General features: G+C 64.1%; 1 pseudogene. It reads right to left on the reverse strand.

Going from position 1 to position 2,521, the window contains the following annotated elements:
* Positions 1 to 2,521 (reverse strand): annotated as a pseudogene (locus tag ACQ4N7_RS30115) (hypothetical protein); the annotation flags it as partial.

Here is a 2,521-nt window from a genome sequence, read left to right on the forward strand (position 1 = left end):
GTGAGGAGGGGGTGGGGGAGGAAATAGGGCGGCTGACATCCCAGAAGCGGATGGTTTGGTCGATGCCAATGCTGACTAAGGCCTGGCCGGGAAGCCACTCGCCATCGGGGGTGTTGCCGTTGATGAAGGCCACGCCCCAAACGCTGTCGGCGTGGCCGGTGAGTACGGTGAGGCACTGGCCAGTGGCGACATCCCAGAGGCGGAGGGTGCGATCGCTGCTGGCGCTAGCGACCAGCTGCCCGTCGGGGCTGAAGTGAACGCCGCAGACTTCGGCGGTGTGGCCGCGCAGGGTGTGCAGGCAGGTGCCGGTGGCAATATCCCAAATTTTGACGGTGTGGTCAAAGCTGGAGGTGGCAAAGCGATCGCCCGCCGGGTGCATGGCCAGGGCCCAGCACATGCCACGGTGCTCGGTCATGGTGTGCAGGCAATCGCCGCTGTCGATGTCCCACACTTTGACCAGTCCATCCTGGCCGCAGCTGACGAGAATGCGGCGGGGCGGTTCGCCGGGGGCCAGGGCGATGGGGTGGGGGGCAAAGGCAATGCCGTTGGCGGGGCCGCTGTGCCCGGTGAGCGACTGTAGCACCTCCCCCGTGCGCCAGTCCCACAGCAAAATAGAGCGGCTAGTGTCGCCCAGGCTGCCCGCCAGCACGGTGCCGTCGGGGTTAAAGGCCAGCCCCCAGGGGTGGTCGTAGTGCCAGGTTTGCAGGCAGTGGCCGGTGGCCACATCCCAAAACTTGATGCCCGTATCCATGCTGCCGCTGACCAGCACTTGCCCGCTCCCCCCTGAGGACTCTTCGAGAACGGGGCTAAAGGCCAGGGCAAAAATGTAGGTGCTGTGGGCCTGGGTAATCAACACGGGCAGCCCAGTAGAGGCCTGCCACACCTGCACCATGCCGTCTTCGCCACCCATGGCAATGTAGTCGCCATCGCGGCTGACCACCAGCGAGTTGGGGTGTGGCACCGGCTCCGCAAAGCGGCAGGCCATCAGGCTGGCGTGGGCCAGGTTGACCTGGCGCAGGGGCGTTGTCTGAAAACAGGCCTGGCGAATGGTCAGCCCCGACAGGTCGTAGCCAGTCAGGTCGAGCTTGAGGTAGCTCATCAGGTTGACCAGGTTGCCGACCCCGTAGCTATAGCTCTGGGTAAAGGTCTGGCGCAGCAGGGCCAAGAGCTGCCGCATCTGGTGATCAAGGGCAGCGGTAGAGTTAAAGCGGGCGCAGAGGTTTTGGGCAATCGGCTGCAAAATTAGCCGGGTCTGGCTGTCGCGAATGTATTCTTTGGCGGTGGCTTTGACCAGGGCGTAGTGGTCAATGAGCAGCCCCTCGGGTGGGGCCACCTGGGGCATGGCGATGATCTCGTCGCTGACTTGGTCAATCAGGCGCTCGATCACATACTCCATCACCACGGGCTGCTGGGTAAAGCGGGCATTCTTTTGCTCGATCAGACTGCGGCGGGCCAGCGACTCTAGGGTTTCGAGCAGGCGCTGCTTGGGGATGGCGGGCACAATGTCGGCCTGCAGTTCGGCAATCGTCACCCAGTCGCGATCGATCGCCAGCCAGGCCATGATCTGCTGCTCCAGGGGCACCAAACGCTGGTACTGCTGGTCGAGCAGGCGACGAATGCCGTTAAAAACCGTGGTTTCTTCCTGCACAAAGGCATCGACATCGCCGCCAAACAGCTCGCGAATGGAGGTGGCGACAATCTTGAGCGCCAGCGGGTTGCCGCTGTAGCTGTCAATCAGCCGGTGGCGGCCCTGGGGCGATCGCGACAGCCCGATCGCGTCAAAGATTTGATCCGTATCCGCCGGGGGCAGGCCGGGCAAAGGCAGCGATCGCACCGGCAGCGTCGCTCCCTCCATATCCGCCAAAATCGCTGGCTTTTCGCGGCTGGTCAGCACCACGCAGCTCTGGTGGGGCAGCTCGCCCACCTGGCGCAGCAGCTCGCCGTAGGCTTCGTAGCCCTCGCGGTAGGCCCCGGTCAACCGCCCCTCCTGCAGCAGCGTTTCGCCGTTGTCGAGCACCAGCAGACAGCGCTGCTGCCGCAGGTAGTGCATCAACCGGGCCAGCAGCGGCGCAACCGCCAGCGTCGAAGGGCTTTCCTGCTGCCCGGAAAGCACCTGAATCAGATCGCTCAGCAGCAGCTCCAGGGGCGGGGCATTGCGGAGGGTGCGCCAGATGATGGCGGAGAAGGGCGGTTGGGAAGAAGGTGAGGGGATGAAGGGATGAGGAGATGAGGAAGGATGGGCAGATCTAAACCCCTCACCTTCCTCACCCTCCTTATCTTCTCCACAACTCAGTCGCTGGGCCAGCTTCACCGACAGCGCCGTCTTGCCAATGCCGCCCATGCCGAGAATGGCGACCAGGCGACAGCGATCGCGCTGAATCCACTGCTCCAGGGTGTCAAGCTCAGTGGCACGCCCGTAGAACAGGGAGGCGTCGATGGCCTCGCCCCAGTCGAGGGTGAGGGGGGTAGGGGGTGAAGGGGTGAGGGGGTAGGGGGTAGATGGGTGGGGGGTAGGAGGATA

Origin of the sequence: Nodosilinea sp. AN01ver1, from assembly GCF_050565655.1 — a bacterium.
GTDB lineage: Bacteria > Cyanobacteriota > Cyanobacteriia > Phormidesmidales > Phormidesmidaceae > Nodosilinea.